This is a genomic window from Flavobacterium sp. (assembly GCF_013822155.1).
Classification (GTDB): Bacteria; Bacteroidota; Bacteroidia; order Flavobacteriales; family Flavobacteriaceae; genus Flavobacterium.
Genome location: NZ_PNJW01000135.1, coordinates 1 through 2,256, shown reverse-complemented (window position 1 = coordinate 2,256; position 2,256 = coordinate 1). Strand labels below are relative to the sequence as shown.

2 protein-coding genes and 1 pseudogene are annotated in these 2,256 nt (G+C 29.9%); all 3 read right to left on the bottom strand.

The features are described from left to right. Window positions 1-234, bottom strand: a pseudogene (locus tag C0512_RS15255) (DNA-binding response regulator); the annotation flags it as partial. Next, window positions 231-917 carry a sensor histidine kinase gene (locus C0512_RS15250; protein WP_290863109.1) on the bottom strand — a complete coding sequence of 229 codons (687 nt, stop codon included), beginning with the start codon at window positions 915-917 and terminating at the stop codon, window positions 231-233. The gene C0512_RS15250 and the pseudogene C0512_RS15255, both read right to left, overlap by 4 nt. Window positions 918-1,238: 321 nt before the next feature. After that, window positions 1,239-2,171, bottom strand: coding sequence for a nucleotidyl transferase AbiEii/AbiGii toxin family protein (locus C0512_RS15245; protein ID WP_290863107.1), 933 nt, complete (start codon window positions 2,169-2,171; stop codon window positions 1,239-1,241). Between the last annotated feature and the right edge of the window lie 85 nt (window positions 2,172-2,256).

Sequence of the window (2,256 nt, the reverse complement as noted above, 5' to 3'; positions counted from 1 at the left end):
AAAAATAACCGGAATTTCTAATTTAACTTGACTAAAAATTTCAAAACTATTACCATCTGCCAAATGAATATCCATAAAAATTAAATCAGCAGTAAGTCCTTCATTGAAAGCCTTTACAGAAGCACTTACTGTGTCAAAGTAATTAATTACAGCTATTGACAAATCAATTTTTTGCAATAAATTGGTTAAATGTTCAGCTGATAAATTCTCATCTTCAATAATTACAATGTTCATTTTCTTTGTATTAAAGGTAAAATTACTTTAAAAACTTTTCCATTATTAATAACAATCACTTTTTCATCGGTATAAAAAGAATAACGCATTTCAATATTTTTCAATCCTGTCTTTGTACTGTCAGCGATATTACTTCTTAGTTTTATAGGATTCTCTATAATTAACGAATTATTTTCTGTATAAATGATAACTTGCAATGGATTGGCTTGTGATGTTTCGTTATGCTGAATGGTGTTTTCTACCAACATTTGCAAACACATTGGTAATAAATAGTCTGTTTTTTTACGTTCATCAATCTTAATTTCAAATGAAATTCGGTCTTCAAATCTAATTTTTTGTAAATAAATATAATGGTTTATAAATGTTAATTCTTCTTGTAACGTAACTAATTCAGAACTTTTAGTATCTAAAACATAGCGATATACTTTAGCTAGTTCATTAATAAAAGCTATAGCTTTATCTTGATTTTTATGGACTAACGAAGTTAAAACACTTAAATTATTAAATAAAAAGTGGGGATTTAGTTGGTTTTTTAAGTTTTGTAATTGCGCATTAGCACTTTCTGTTTTATGCCTTTCTATTTCAATTAGACTGTTTTTTAAAGCTATGAAAAACTCGCCTCCTATTTTGACTGCCAAAAGGGCAAAAGTAAAAAGAATAGCAGGTGGAAAAATTTCAATCATTTTTCGATTGATAATTCGTCCATCACCAAATCGTAATTGGTGTAGCCAATACATTAATATAAACAAGGTAATTGAAGTAAAAATAATCGAAAATATACTTTGAATAATCAATCGTTTTTTTGTATTTTCAATCCAAGGATATTTGGTGTTTAACCATTTATCTATTAGGTTATTACCAAACCAAATTAGTATTATAATTGCTACAATAAAAAGTAAATCCATCTCAAAAAAATCTTTTATATTAAAAAAAAGAAGTTTGAAAAAAAGTGTTATTGCAAACGGTAGTAATGATGCGAGGAATATTTGGACTAGGAGCGATTTTTATTGAGTTGGAAATAATATATTTTGCAACTTATCATACGCTTCTTTGTGCTTTTGATCAGGCATTTTTTCAAGATTTATCATTTTCCAAAGTACAGAAGGAAGGTTAGCAATTACGGCTACATTTTCCATTTCCAGCAAATTCCAATCAGGCCTTTTGTTTTTGAAAGACAAGAGAAATTTCTTTTCATTATCAGTCATTTGTGAATTTATTTGATGAATTAGATTTTCTCTCGCTTCTTCCAGTTGTTTTAAAGGCACATCTACTTCAGCCATTTGTTTGAACTCTGTTTCGTAAATTTCGCTAATATCTTTACGATTTGGAGCCAACAGTTCTGACATTGGTCGTTGATGGCTTATTAGAAATACTAAGAATGTTTTTCGTAAATCATCCGTTAGTCCTTCGTTTTCGAGAAGAAATTTTACATCAAATAAATCTCTTGGATGTTGTCTGTCTAAAGCCGCACATAATTTACCCGCATATAAATCAGGAAGTGATGCTACTTGCATTTCTACATATCCAAATTCTATTTCTACTTTTTCGACAACTTCCATTCTTACCTCTGAAAAAACAGTTCCTCTGATAACCGGCGATAATTCTATTTTGATGCGAATCTCCTCTTGACTTACAATTAATCGTAGTGCATCGCTTTGATCGTGTGTGTTTTGTACTTTAGTACCTGGTATTTTTTGCTGAATCAATTTGCTTATTCTTGATAAAGCAGCTCTAATATTTATCAATGCTGTTTCTCGATCATCCATGGGAATATATAGTAAATCGATGTCAACTGAAAGTCGAGGCAAAGCTCTGTAAAATAGATTTATTGCAGTACCACCTTTTAATGCAAAACATTTTTCGGTATCTACCAATGGTAAAACACGCACTAAAAGTTGCACTTGTCTGCGGTATATATTGTTTGCGTCTATAGCCATTCCGGAACTGTTATTTTATATTTAGTATCTATTTTTCCACCTTTTATGAGCATTCTGTTTCCAGAACCTAATGTTATGCTTTCTC

Excerpts from the sequence above, each read along its gene's own strand:
- C0512_RS15245 (WP_290863107.1), bottom strand. The coding sequence starts at position 2,171 with ATGGCTATAGACGCAAACAATATATACCGCAGACAAGTGCAACTTTTA.
- C0512_RS15250 (WP_290863109.1), bottom strand. The coding sequence starts at position 917 with ATGATTGAAATTTTTCCACCTGCTATTCTTTTTACTTTTGCCCTTTTG.